The following is a 12,672-nucleotide window of genomic DNA, read 5'->3' as shown; positions in this document are numbered from 1 at the left end:
GTTAGCACTCTAAGTTTTATAAAATTATTTTTTTAATTAATTTCGTGAATAAATAATTCATTGTTTCAACATTTAATATAATTAGAATATACATGTCAGATCACGCAAAATTATCATACGCAGGAAAAGATTACGACTTACCCATTGTTGAAGGCTCAGAAAATGAGATAGCAATAGATATTAGTAAATTAAGAGCGGGAAGTGGTTTAATTACTATTGACCCTGGTTTTAAAAATACTGGATCTACAAAAAGTGCTATTACTTTTTTAAATGGTGAGGAAGGTAAACTTAGATACAGAGGATATTCAATTGAAGAACTTGCTGAAAAATCATCATTTTTAGAAGTTTCTTATTTGTTGATTTACGGTGAATTACCATCTAAAACTCAATTAGAAAATTTCCAGAAAGATATCACTACACATACTTTAGTTCATGAAGATATTAAAAAGATATTAGATGGATTCCCTTCTAATGCACACCCAATGGGTGTTTTATCTTCATTAGTTTGTTCTCAAACTGCTTTTTACCCTGAGTCATTAGATCCTAATAGATCTGCTGATGAAGTGGACTTAAGTATTATCAGAATTATTTCAAAGATGCCAACTTTTGCTGCTTGGGCGTATAAAAATCAAGTTGGGCATCCTGTAAATTATCCAGATAATAATCTTGATTATTGTTCAAATTTCTTAAAAATGATGTTTGGATTACCTGCAGAGAAATATGAGGTGAATCCTGTTGTAGCGAAAGCACTAGACACATTATTAATTTTACATGCAGATCATGAACAAAACTGTTCTACTTCTACAGTAAGAGTTGTAGGTAGTTCTCAAGCTAGTTTATATGCATCTATATCTGCAGGTATTAATGCTCTTTGGGGGCCATTACATGGTGGAGCAAACCAAGCTGTATTGGAAATGTTAGAGCAAATTCAAAAGGCTGGTGGTGATACTGCTAAATTCATTGCAAAAGCTAAAGATAAAAATGATCCATTTAGATTAATGGGATTCGGACATAGAGTTTACAAAAACTTTGACCCTAGAGCAAAAATCATCAAAAAAGCAGCTGATGATGTATTAGAGCAATTAGGAGTAAACGATCCGTTATTAAATATTGCAAAGGAATTAGAAGAAATTGCTCTGAAAGATGAATATTTTGTTGAAAAGAAATTATACCCTAATGTAGATTTCTATTCAGGTATAATTTATCGTGCAATGGGCATTCCTACAGAAATGTTTACAGTTATGTTTGCATTAGGTAGATTACCAGGTTGGATCGCTCAGTGGAAAGAAATGAGAGAAAATAATGAACCAATTGGAAGACCAAGACAGGTTTATACAGGTCATAACTTAAGACCTTATGTTGATATCAGCAATAGATAATAGAATAATATAAAATTATATCTGAAGTCAATCTATGAAAATAGGTTGACTTTTTTAATTTTACGCGAATTTTAAAATATATACAATGAGTTTACAAGATGATTTCAAAAAGGCCGCTGAAAGGTCAAAAACAGATATTAAAGAAAGACCTTCAAATGAAGAGTTACTAAAATTATATGCCTTTTATAAACAAGGTGACGAAGGTGATGTAAGTGGAGAAAGACCAGGCGGCTTCGATTTTAAAGCCATTGCAAAATACGATGCTTGGGCTGAACTAAAAGGAATGTCATCAGAAGACGCTATGAAAGCCTATATTGAATTAGTTGATACGTTAGCTTCTGCTTAATAATTAGAAATTGCAACAGACCGAACAACAAATATTTCTAAATCATATTGCACAAACTTCGCCCTTTCCATTTCTAATTGAAATTGAAAAAGCAAAAGGAGTTTATCTATATGATAAAAACGGAAAATCCTATATGGATTTAATCTCAGGAGTTGCAGTTAGTAATTTAGGACATCAACATCCTAAAGTAATAGAAGCTATAAAATCGCAAGTAGATAAACACCTACATACTATGGTTTACGGAGAGTATGTGCAATCCTCCGTAAACCAATTAGCAAAGACTTTAACTTCACACCTTCCCTCCCATCTAAATAGTGTTTATTTCTGCAATAGTGGGGCTGAATCAATTGAGGGAGCACTAAAACTAGCAAAAAGAATAACTGGGAGGACAGAATTATTATCATTTAAAGGAGCTTACCATGGCAGTACTCATGGTGCGTTAAGCATTTCATCTAATGAAAATAAGAAATATAGATTTAGACCCCTGCTTCCCGATGTAGGATTTCTAAAACTTAATGATTTTGAAGGTTTAGACAGAATTACAACTAAAACAGCTTGTGTAATTATAGAAACAATACAAGGTGACGCAGGAGTTAGAATTCCACAACAGAATTTTCTAAAAGCACTGAGAAAAAAATGCAATGAAACCGGTACGATACTAATCATGGATGAAATTCAATCTGGAATTGGAAGGACTGGGAAATTATTCGCATTTGAACATTTTGATGTAGAACCAGATATATTGTGTACTGCTAAAGCATTAGGAGGTGGTTTACCATTAGGTGCTTTCATAGCCAAAAAGGAGTATATGGATCTATTTACCAAGAATCCTATGCTTGGCCATATTAATACTTTTGGAGGTAATCCAGTTAGTTGTGCTGCTGCAGCTGCTACATTAGAGGTGATACTAGAGGATGGATTTCTTGAGGATGTGGAAAGAAAAGGGAAAATATTTGAGGATTCAATACGTCATCCCGCTATAAAAGAGATTAGAAGAATAGGGATGATGTTTGCAATCGAATTTGACTCAGCTGAAATTGTATCAAAAATAGTTCAGGAATGCTTGAAAAATGGGGTCATTTGTTTTTGGTTTTTATCTTGTCCAGATAGCTTCCGAATAGCTCCTCCCCTAACCATTAATGATGATGAAATAAATACTGCTTGTGAAGTGATCAATAATGCGATTAAGAAATCAATATAACCAAATTATCTTCATTGATATGGTAATGTAACCGAATGCAGGAATTAAGCACTTCATATTTTTTAGACGAGAATCAACTAGAAACTTTAATCAAAAGAATAGTTGAAAACTATAATATTGAATCCTTCCTGAAAAATAAAAATTTAATTCAATTAGCTAATACCGATATTAAAATCAGGTTTCCATTTTCATTTAATATCGATAATAACGTTTTAAAAGAATCGACTTTTATAATCATTCTTGTACATGCAGGTGAAGCTTCTCTTGCAGTATCAGAATCCGACCAAATAATTGAGCATAAATCCTTTAAAGCTTATATGGTCCGACAAAAACAAGGTAAAAGCCAAATTAAACACCTTAAAACTAAAGGGAAATCAAAAGCAGGCTCAAGGGTAAGGCTGGCAAGCACAGATCATTTCTTTAATGAAATAAATGATAAATTGAATGAATGGTTGGAGTATTATAACATTGATAGAATTGCACTAAGTTGTAATAAAACTTTATTCCCCTTTCTATTTAATAGAGAAAATGCCGCTATTGAAAAGGAAGATGAAAGAATTTACAAAATCCCTAAACATATTCCTGAGGCTAATTTTGATAATTTATTGCAAATTCATAAATATCTAATTTCAGTGGAAATATTTTATGAAAGCACGTATAATAAAGAAGTAACAGATTTATTAATGAATATAGATGACGAATAAAAAGTTTAATTGGAAAAAGGAATTAATTAGCTGGGCTGTAATGATTGCAGTTTTTGGAACCTTATACTTAACAGGCCTTCATACACCTGTTATTGGTAAAATTCAATCCTTACTATTATCCACACATTTGATTACACCAGATTTAGACCAGAAAGAGGCTGTAACTTTTAACTTTAACGGTATATTAAAATCTTCAGATGGGACGATAATAAATAGTGAAGAGCTATCCGATAAAACCATATTTATCAACTATTGGGCAACTTGGTGTCCACCTTGTTTGGGAGAATTACCTCATATAAATAAACTCTATCAACAAGTTAAGTCAGATCCAAATGTGGTTTTTCTTTTGATTTCTAAAGATCAAGATTTTAATAAAGCAATTCGCTTCATGGATAAAAAGGAATATGACCTGCCTATTTACACTGAAGTTAAGGGCTTTGACCAGCTTAGCTCAAGAGTACTACCTAGTTCTTATGTTATTAAAAATGGAGAGATTGTGTTTGAAACTGAAGGGATGAGTAATTTCAATACACAAGAATTTAAAGATTTCTTAATCTCCAGATATTAAGATTTAAAATTCATTAAGCATTCTACTAATTGTTTAATTAATTCATTTCTACTATTTTAGATAGAAAATATCTCAAAATGAATTGGTTAAGAAAAATTGGCTTTTTTAGTGCATTTATTATCCCATCCTTCACGATTGCAGGGTTTTACATCGGGGGTATTGCAAACCTATCTACCTTAATTTTTGTATATGCATTTATACCAGTTTTGGATGCTGCAATAGGTAAAGATTATAAGAATATACCTAAAAGTGCAGTGAGCAAAGTTGCCAATGATTTCTATTATCGATTCATTACCTATTGTTGGACTTATTTCCAACTTGCTTTTTTAATTTGGGCTATGTGGTCAGTTACAACTCATACCTTAAGCATATTTGAAATGATTACCTTTACTATAGCAGTTTCATTATCAACTGGAGGTATTGGCATTACTGTGGCTCATGAGCTAGGCCACAAAAAATCAAAATTAGAGCGATTTTATAGTAAGGTACTCCTTATGACTGTAAGTTACATGCATTTTTATATTGAGCATAATAAAGGGCATCATGTAAGAGTATCAACACCCGAAGATCCTGCAACAAGCAGAGAAAATGAAAACTTTTACGCCTTTTGGTGGAGATCCATTTCTCAAGGCTACTTAAGTGCATGGAAAATTGAAAACAAAAGATTAGATAGAAAGAACATTTCTCGATTCTCCATTCATAATCAAATGATTTGGTTCACTATCTTACCTTTTATTTTTGCAGCTTTCATTACAACCCTTATAAGCGCATACATTGGTTACTTTACTATCATACCCTTTGTATTCTTTTTTGCTCAAAGCATTTTAGCCTTTTCTCTACTTGAAGCAGTAAATTATGTTGAGCATTATGGTTTAAGAAGAAAAAAAATTGATGAAGCCAGATATGAAAGAGTGGCACCTCACCATTCATGGAATGCAAATCACCTGATGAGTAACTTCTTTCTATTTCAATTACAGAGACATTCAGATCATCATTATAATGCAATAAAAAGATATCAAGTATTAGATAATTATGAAAATGCACCTCAGCTACCCGCTGGTTATCCTAGTATGATTTTATTAGCTCATTTTCCTCCTTTATGGTTCAAAATTATGAATCCAAGACTTCAAAAATGGAATAATTTAAAAGCTGTATGATGTAATCTCAATTTTGAGAGCTTTTAATTTGAGTAGCTAGTAAAGCTACTGATAGTGCCATTAAGGCAATAAATGAAAATGATGCTCTTAGGTTTAACCATGAAGCTAAATATCCTATTAGAGGTGGGCCAATCAAGAAGCCGAAAAAGCCCATAGTAGAAACTGCAGCTAATGCCACTCCTGAATTCATTTTTTTTGTTTTCCCTGCTAAACTAAAGGATAAAGGAATAACAGAGGACACACCCGCACCAACAATAAAAAAAGCTACTAATGAAATGATTTTTCCTGGGATTAAAACTAATAATAACATACCGGAAAAATTTAATATACCGCTAATAAAAATGACTTTTTTAACTCCGACTTTACTAGTGAAGTAATCCGCAATAAACCGAACCCCCGCCATACTTACCATAAAAAAAGTATAGGCTAGCCCTAAAATTTCATTAGGAGCTTTCACTATATCCTTATAATATATGCCACTCCAATCAAACATTGTCCCTTCACACATCATAGAGGAAAATGCGATAAACCCTAGCAATAAAAGTGACTTATCCGGAATAGCAAAGATGGGTTTGTCGGTATCTTGGTCTGCATCTGCGTTTAGTAAGTACTTAAAACTTATTATAGCCGCAATTACACTAGTTGAAAAAATAATTATGTAATGATATTGTAACAAAATATCAGCACCTATCATGTAAGCTCCTATGATTGCACCAAAAAAACCAGCCAAGCTCCACATTCCATGAAAGCTTGCCATGATATTTCTGTTATACTCTTTTTCTAGATTTACTGCTTGAGTATTGATCGCTATATTTACCATATTGCCCATTCCTCCAAAAAAGAATAGTAATATCCCTAACATATAAATATTATCGATAAACGAGATAATAACTAAGGAAAGGAGATAAAGAATAATGGCAAAACGAGTGACTATAAAACTATTCCATTTGGCAACTAAAGCTCCCGCAATAGGTAATGAAATAAAAGAACCAATAGGTAACATTAATAATAAAGTACCTAATTGAGCTTCAGAAAGATTAAAGTTTTCTTGAATTGTTGGTATTCGAGCCGCCCAACTTGCAAAGGTTAAGCCATAACAGAAAAAAATAGTACTAATAGCTAATCTTGACCTCAATAAAGAATGCTTAAAAAAATGAACCATTAAGAACCTGTAGTTCAATTAATTAAAATTAATAATACCATTTAGATCGTCCTCTTCTTAACATTTTTCTCACATCACGTATAAATGCTAAAGCTAAATAAAGTAAAATGGGAGACCCAAATGTTAAAAAAGAAGAATAAATAAAAAATATCCTTATGTGAGAACTAGGGAGATCCATCATTTCACCCAATCTTGTGCATACACCAAAGGCCTGATTTTCGATGAATTTTTGAACTTTTTTCATAATATCCCTTTAAACTAAACAATTACAGCAAATGCTACGTTAATATTTCGATAAAATTAAAAATCTTTTCTTAAATTTACTAAATACATTGGAATAGTTCTAATATAAGTATAATTTCGCATTAACTTCCAAACTTAATCAAATAATGAATCAAATGAGACAATTATTTTACGCAGCTGTTCTTTTAGGAACATTAACTTTTTCTGGTTGTGCATTGAATAAGATGATGCAAGCCGCTGAAGAACAAGCTATCGATGTAACTCCAAATCCTCTTGAACTTCACGGTGACGAGGTAGCATTTACGGTTGATTTCCAATTACCGTCTAAAATGCTTAAAGATGGAATTACTTATACTGTAAATCCTTACTATGTATATGGCGATAAAGAAATTGCGTTAGACGCAGTTGATTTCGTCAAAGCTGATTTCCCTAATAGTGATACTGAGCCTGTTAGAACTAGCAAAGAATTTGCATTCGACTATGAAGAAGGTATGAATGTAAATGGTGAACTAGTTATGCAAGGTACAGCTACTATTGAAAAAAATGGAAAATCCGCTTCTACTGATAGAAAACCATATGCAACTGGATTAATCAGAACTTCTCAATTAGTTATGCCGTCTTATCATGCTGCTTATGCTGATCACGGATATAATAACAAAGAGGAATTAATCCCTACTAATGTTAATTTCTATTTTGACCAAGGAAGATCAGTTCTAAAATCATCTGAATTAAGAAGTGATAGAGGTAAAAAATTCAATGCTTTCATTGCTGACAAAAACGTTACAAGAACTGTAACTATTACAGGTACTCACTCTCCTGAAGGTCCAGAAAGAATCAACAGTAACTTATCTGAAGATAGAGCAAAAGCAATTGAAGATTACTATAGAAGACAAATGAGACGTTATGACTACAAAGGAATGGCGGATTCAATTGAATTTATATTAAAGCCAGTTGTTGAAGATTGGACTGATTTCAAAAAAGCTTTAGCAGAATATGATGGAATTACTGATGCTCAAAAAAGCGAGTATACTCAAATTGTAAACGGTTCTGGTAGCTTTGAAGAAAAAGAAGATAGATTACAAAAATTATCTACTTACAAACAAGTATTCAAAGATATCTATCCTGATTTAAGAGCTGCTAAAACTGAAGTTCTAACAGTAAAAGAGAAAAAGACTGATGCTGAGATTTCTGTTTTAGCTAAGCAAATTGCTGCTGAGGAAGTTTCTGCTGATACTCTTTCATTAGAAGAATTAATGTATGCTGCTAGCATGACTCCTTCATTAGAAGAAAAAGCTGCTATTTTCAAAGCTGCTACCAAGAAAAATGACAATAGCTCAGTTGCTCACAACAATTACGGTGCTGTTCACTTAGAATTAGCTATGGAAGCAGATGGTAATGAAATGACTACATTAGTAGAGCAAGCAGTTACTCAATTTGAAATTTCTAATAAGAAGAAAGAAAATGCTGAAGCTTATGCAAACTTAGCTACTGCTTACGCCATGCAAGGAAACTATGAGAAAGCATATGATGCAGCTACTAAAGCTAACGAAATGACATTAAGCAGCGAAAATGAAAGAGGTTTAATGGGCGTTAAAGGTGCTTTAGAAATCATGATGGGTGACTACAGCGAAGCTTCTACTTCACTTAAAAATACTGCTGACTCAGAAGTTAACATGTTCAACAAAGGTTTAGCATTAGTTCTTCAAGGTAATTATGAGAATGCAGTAAGCACTTTAGAAGAAGTTGCAGGAAAAACTTCTGGTGAAGGTGTTCACGCTCATGCTCATTATTTAGCAGCTGTTGCTAGCGCAAGATTAGGTAAAGAAGGTGATGTAATCAGCCACTTAAAAGATGCAGTTGCTGCTGACGCTGATTTAAAATCAAAAGCACTTTCTGATCTTGAATTTGCTAACTTTGCAGCAAATGAAACTTTCAGAAATGCATTAAAATAATTATTTCTAATAAATAATTTTGAAAGCATTCGCTAAATAGCGAGTGCTTTTTTTTTGCACATAATTTTAGATTTACCAGAAATTTTAGCTTCTAATTAACTTTTAAATTATTCTAAACTTTATATAGAAAAGAAAAGTTAATGAACACTAAGGATTGAGTTGGTAATTGAAAGTTGAATAACTATTTTTACCCTGTAAAATTTCAAGATAGATGAGAGAAATTCAGTTTAGAGAAGCACTTAATGAGGCAATGTCTGAGGAAATGAGACGTGATGAAAACGTTTTCATTATGGGAGAAGAGGTTGCTGAATATAATGGTGCCTATAAAGTAACACAAGGAATGTTAGATGAATTCGGCCCTAAAAGAGTAATAGATACTCCTATTACTGAGTTAGGTTTTGCCGGTATTGGTGTTGGTGCAGCTATGAATGGCACTAGACCTATAATTGAATTCATGACTTTTAACTTTTCATTGGTTGCAATAGATCAGGTAATAAATTCAGCAGCAAAAATGCTAAATATGTCTGGTGGACAGTTTAATGTTCCAATGGTATTTAGAGGTCCAACAGGTAATGCGGGTCAATTAGCATCACAACATTCGCAAAACTTTGAAAACTGGTATGCAAATACTCCAGGTTTAAAAGTAGTAATTCCTTCAAATCCATACGATGCTAAAGGACTTTTAAAATCTGCTATTAGAGATGATGATCCCGTTATCTTTATGGAATCAGAATTAATGTATGGTGATAAAGGAGAAGTTCCTGAATCAGAATATTTAGAAGAAATTGGAAAAGCTAAAATCACTAAAGAAGGAAGTGATGCTACGTTAATTTCTTTTGGTAAAATGATGAAAGTAGCTCATGCTGCAGCTGAAGAGATGGAAAAAGAGGGGCATTCTATTGAAGTCATTGATTTGAGAACAGTGAGGCCTATTGATTATGCTACCATCTTTGAATCGGTTAAAAAAACAAATAGGTGTGTAGTGGTAGAAGAAGCATGGCCATTAGCTTCTATATCAGGAGATTTAGCATTCAACATTCAAAAAACTGTATTTGATTATTTGGACGCCCCAATTTTACGTGTTAATAGTTTAGATGTCCCAGTTTCTTATGCTCCTACCTTATTGGAAGCTGTTATTCCTAATAAAGAAAGAACGATCAAAGCATTAAGGAAAGTAATGTACCTAGACTAATACTATAAGTTATTCCAATAGATTTTGAAGGCAAGTCCATATGGACTTGCCTTTTTTTTTTGAAAAAAAATTATTTTCCGTGCAACTACTTATATTTAATTAAGTCATTAGGGCAGAATTAAAAGAATTGGAGAATATAGATATTAATATCCATAAAGAATTAATTGAAAAGTGTAAGCATGGTAGTCATGCTGCTTTCAAAGATTTATATATGCTTTATGCTAAATCAATGTATAATGTAGCATTTAGGATTTTACGGGATAGTAATATCACCGAAGACATTTTACAAGAAGCATTTATCAAAGCATTTTATAAAATTAATCAATTTGATTACCAAGCCACTTTTGGAGCTTGGTTAAAAAGAATAGTAGTTAACCAGTCACTTGACTATTTAAGAAAAGAAAGCAGATGGTTAATGGATGATCTAGAAAACAAAAGTATTGTTGAAGAGGAAGATATTGATTGGGAGGATATTGAATTAAGAGTGGACATGGTAAAAGAAGCTATTTTAAACCTTCCATCAGGTTTTAGAACAGTGGCCAGCCTTTATTTATTTGAAGGATATGAGCATAAAGAAATTGCTGAAATTTTAGATATATCTGAAAACACATCTAAGTCACAATTTCACAGAGCGAAAAAGAAAATTAAAACTTTCATACAAGATTATGAAAAAGGACAAGTTAGAGCAATTTATTAATCATAATAGAAATCAATTTGAAGCAGATTTTGATCTAGATAAGAATTGGGATCAATTAGAAGCAAAAATTAATAAAAAGAAAGATAGACATCCTGGATGGATGGTGGCAGCTAGTATTGCAATGCTACTTGTTATAGGATGGTTAATTTATGATCGTGCAATTCTAACAGATAAAATAAATCAATTAGAGCAAATAACTTATAACAATAAGCCATTTGCTGAAATTGAAAATTATTATCAAATAAATATTACTGAAAAAAAAGCAAAGATAAATGAATTATCAAAGCAAAATAATCTATCAGTTAAAACGGATTTAGCAGCATTAAATAAGAAATACAAGGATTTAAAAAGTCAAATTAAAAATCAAGGTGCTCATCCTCAGTTGGTGAATGCCATGATTCAAAACTTGCAAACACAGATTGAAATCCTTGAACAGAAACTGAACATCTTGCAAGAGTTACAGGAATATAGTAAAAACGAAAAACAAGAAAACAATGAAATATCGATTTAAAATTATAATGATTGCACTTTTATTGTGTAATACAATTTCCTTTGCTCAAAGTCAGCAAAATGAGATTTTGAAAAAATCATATACGCCTGCAAGTAAAAATACTAAATTAGAAGTAAGTAGTAACTTCGGAAATATTAACTTGGTAACATGGGATAACAACTCAATAGATGTATCAATAAAGCTTGAATCCGAAGGATTCTCCGACAAGGAAATTAGTGATATACTGGATAAAATAGATTTAAAAACAAATGAATCTGCAGCTGTAATATCAATCAAAACTGATTTAAAATCATATAATTTCACATCTAGAAAAAATAAGAGTTTTAAAATTAATTATGAGATTAAAATGCCTGATAACCATCCTTTGTCTTTAAAAAATGAATTCGGCAATATTTTCATGACCGATTATAAAGGGAAAGCAGATATTAATCTTGAATATGGTGATTTAACGGCTGGTTCTATGCAAGAATTGCATTTAAGAAACGAATTCGGGAAAGTTAATATAGAATCAATTACTTCAGGTGATTTTGATTTAGAATATATTAATGAATTCAGCTTACAAAGTGCTGATCGATTAATTTTAAAATCAGAGTTCTCAAAGCTTGAAATAAGTAAAGTATCAACAATTGAATTTGATGTTGAGTATGGGAAATTAGAAATTGGTGAAGTAAATGATTATGATGGAAATGCTGAATTCTGTAGTATCTCTATTGACACAATCTTTGATAATTTCAATTTAGATGCGGAATATGCCAGTGGAACAATAGAAATAAATCAAGTAAGTAAAGATATTAAATCCTTTAATCTTGATACTTCCTTCTCAAAATCAGAACTGACTCTAGAAAAAGGATCTAACTTTAAATTTGACACTGATCACTCATTTGGAAAATTGAACGTGAAAAGTCAAGACGTAAACTTCACCATGAAGGAAAAAGATATGAATGAGGAATCATATCAAGGAACTATAGGAAAAACGCCTAATCAAGCAAATACAACAATGCGAATCAAAACTTCTTATGGTGGATGTACGATAATCGGAGAGTAAAAAAAAGGCTGTTTCTCTTGAAACAGCCTTTTTTTTTTGATATTTAAAATCTAAATTAAGAATCTTTTGGTAATACGTTGGTAGTAATCCTCACACTTCTCTCCTCACCTATATTCGAGACAATTCTAACAATTTTATTTTGTCTCCCCATTTTACCTCTACTGTTAAATTTAACAGTGATTTCGCCAGTTTCACCTGGTGCAATTGCTTCACCTCTAGGATAACTAGGTACAGTACAACCACAGGTTGTTTTAACATTAGATATAATCAAAGGTTGTTTACCAGTATTTTCAAACTTGAATACATGTTCTACTACATCACCTTGTGAAATATCACCAAAGTCATGACTTTTCTCTTCAAACGTAATTTCTGGACCATTTGCACTCTCAGTGCTTTGTGCAATTGCTGCACTTAAGATGAAAAATGATGCGAAAAATAATAATGCCTTTCTCATGATTTAAGTATTTAATTTATTTTGTTAAGTAAAGTTACGAAATAATCGGAAAAATGATGCC

General features: G+C 32.0%; 14 protein-coding genes. 11 read left to right on the top strand and 3 right to left on the bottom strand.

Annotated features, from left to right (window positions below):
• Nucleotides 1–92 precede the first annotated feature (92 nt).
• The 6 genes from QYS47_RS08305 to QYS47_RS08280 all read left to right on the top strand — a co-directional run bounded on the left by QYS47_RS08305 (nucleotide 93) and on the right by QYS47_RS08280 (nucleotide 5,355).
• Nucleotides 93–1,379, top strand: a complete 1,287-nt coding sequence (locus tag QYS47_RS08305; protein WP_308356993.1) for a citrate synthase — start codon at nucleotides 93–95, stop codon at nucleotides 1,377–1,379.
• A gap of 85 nt (nucleotides 1,380–1,464) precedes the next feature.
• A complete protein-coding gene (locus QYS47_RS08300) occupies nucleotides 1,465–1,725 on the top strand; it encodes an acyl-CoA-binding protein (protein WP_302100099.1) in 261 nt (86 codons plus the stop codon).
• Nucleotides 1,726–1,735: 10 nt separating this feature from the next.
• Nucleotides 1,736–2,926: an aspartate aminotransferase family protein gene (locus tag QYS47_RS08295; protein WP_322348357.1), complete on the top strand. Its 1,191-nt coding sequence runs from the start codon at nucleotides 1,736–1,738 to the stop codon at nucleotides 2,924–2,926.
• 35 nt (nucleotides 2,927–2,961) lie between these two features.
• On the top strand, nucleotides 2,962–3,630 hold the full coding sequence (locus tag QYS47_RS08290) for a hypothetical protein (protein ID WP_322348356.1): 669 nt from the start codon (nucleotides 2,962–2,964) through the stop codon (nucleotides 3,628–3,630).
• Nucleotides 3,620–4,198: a TlpA family protein disulfide reductase gene (locus tag QYS47_RS08285; RefSeq protein ID WP_322348355.1), complete on the top strand. Its 579-nt coding sequence runs from the start codon at nucleotides 3,620–3,622 to the stop codon at nucleotides 4,196–4,198. The genes QYS47_RS08290 and QYS47_RS08285 overlap by 11 nt, the downstream gene beginning before the upstream one ends.
• 77 nt (nucleotides 4,199–4,275) lie before the next feature.
• Nucleotides 4,276–5,355 (top strand): alkane 1-monooxygenase, encoded by a 1,080-nt coding sequence (locus QYS47_RS08280; RefSeq protein ID WP_322348354.1) that lies wholly within the window; start codon nucleotides 4,276–4,278, stop codon nucleotides 5,353–5,355.
• Nucleotides 5,356–5,362: 7 nt separating this feature from the next.
• On the opposite strand, the gene QYS47_RS08275 is transcribed toward QYS47_RS08280, so the two are convergent.
• Nucleotides 5,363–6,490 (bottom strand): MFS transporter, encoded by a 1,128-nt coding sequence (locus tag QYS47_RS08275; RefSeq protein ID WP_308356995.1) that lies wholly within the window; start codon nucleotides 6,488–6,490, stop codon nucleotides 5,363–5,365.
• A gap of 55 nt (nucleotides 6,491–6,545) precedes the next feature.
• The gene (locus tag QYS47_RS08270; protein ID WP_302100091.1) at nucleotides 6,546–6,761 is read right to left on the bottom strand and encodes a PspC domain-containing protein; all 216 of its coding nucleotides are present in this window, start codon (nucleotides 6,759–6,761) and stop codon (nucleotides 6,546–6,548) included.
• Between the two features lie 154 nt (nucleotides 6,762–6,915).
• On the opposite strand from QYS47_RS08270, the gene QYS47_RS08265 reads away from it, so the two are divergent.
• The 5 genes from QYS47_RS08265 to QYS47_RS08245 all read left to right on the top strand — a co-directional run bounded on the left by QYS47_RS08265 (nucleotide 6,916) and on the right by QYS47_RS08245 (nucleotide 12,157).
• Nucleotides 6,916–8,712 (top strand): tetratricopeptide repeat protein, encoded by a 1,797-nt coding sequence (locus QYS47_RS08265; RefSeq protein WP_322348353.1) that lies wholly within the window; start codon nucleotides 6,916–6,918, stop codon nucleotides 8,710–8,712.
• A gap of 211 nt (nucleotides 8,713–8,923) precedes the next feature.
• Entirely contained in the window at nucleotides 8,924–9,904 is a 981-nt protein-coding gene (locus tag QYS47_RS08260) for a pyruvate dehydrogenase complex E1 component subunit beta (protein WP_322348352.1), read from the top strand.
• A gap of 127 nt (nucleotides 9,905–10,031) precedes the next feature.
• A complete protein-coding gene (locus QYS47_RS08255; RefSeq protein WP_322348351.1) occupies nucleotides 10,032–10,601 on the top strand; it encodes an RNA polymerase sigma factor in 570 nt (189 codons plus the stop codon).
• A complete protein-coding gene (locus tag QYS47_RS08250; RefSeq protein ID WP_302126207.1) occupies nucleotides 10,570–11,112 on the top strand; it encodes a hypothetical protein in 543 nt (180 codons plus the stop codon). Before QYS47_RS08255 ends, QYS47_RS08250 begins: the two co-directional genes overlap by 32 nt.
• Entirely contained in the window at nucleotides 11,096–12,157 is a 1,062-nt protein-coding gene (locus QYS47_RS08245; RefSeq protein WP_322348350.1) for a DUF4097 family beta strand repeat-containing protein, read from the top strand. Before QYS47_RS08250 ends, QYS47_RS08245 begins: the two co-directional genes overlap by 17 nt.
• A gap of 55 nt (nucleotides 12,158–12,212) precedes the next feature.
• On the opposite strand, the gene QYS47_RS08240 is transcribed toward QYS47_RS08245, so the two are convergent.
• Nucleotides 12,213–12,611 (bottom strand): DUF1573 domain-containing protein, encoded by a 399-nt coding sequence (locus tag QYS47_RS08240; RefSeq protein WP_302100082.1) that lies wholly within the window; start codon nucleotides 12,609–12,611, stop codon nucleotides 12,213–12,215.
• Nucleotides 12,612–12,672 lie beyond the last annotated feature (61 nt).

This window comes from Marivirga arenosa (assembly GCF_030503875.2).
GTDB lineage: Bacteria > Bacteroidota > Bacteroidia > Cytophagales > Cyclobacteriaceae > Marivirga > Marivirga arenosa.
This window is presented reverse-complemented; position numbering and strand designations above follow the sequence as displayed.